General features: G+C 67.2%; 1 protein-coding gene. It reads left to right on the top strand.

Going from position 1 to position 478, the window contains the following annotated elements; all coding sequences use genetic code 11:
• A partial coding sequence (locus DMB66_RS60715) for a nitrate- and nitrite sensing domain-containing protein (protein WP_199753350.1) occupies positions 1-478 on the top strand: 478 nt, incomplete at both ends.

The raw sequence follows: 478 nt of genomic DNA, 5'->3' as shown, positions 1-478 counted from the left end.
TCTCGGTCGGTTACCTGTTCGGCCTCGTCGATCGCCCGCAGCTCGTGGTGCAGAGCGCCGAGGCGACCGACCGCATCCTCAGCCTCAGGAGCCTCGACCAGCCGCTCACGCCGCGGCTGAGAGCGGCCGTGGAAAACGTCAAGAAGCTCGACAGCACCCGCGCCAGCATCCTCGGCCGGACGATCCGGCCGGACCTGATCGTCTCCGAGTTCACCGCCGTGATCACGCCGATCATCGACGGGCTCGGCCTGCAGACGGCCGCCGACCTGACCACCTCCACGGGTCGCCAGGTCTTCGCGCTGGACCAGGCGCTGCGCAGTGACGACCTGATCAGCCAGGCATCCAGCCAGCTGACCAGCGCGGTCGCGACCCAGAACGCCGGCCTGATCAACCTGTTCTCGTCCACGCTGCTCCAGCTGCAGTTCATCATCGGCGGCGCGCAGTCGTACTTCACCCCGGATCAGTACAAGCTGTACGT

The organism is Actinoplanes sp. ATCC 53533, from assembly GCF_003947245.1.
Note: the sequence above shows the minus strand (reverse complement) of the source record. Positions and strands in the feature narration are given on the sequence as shown.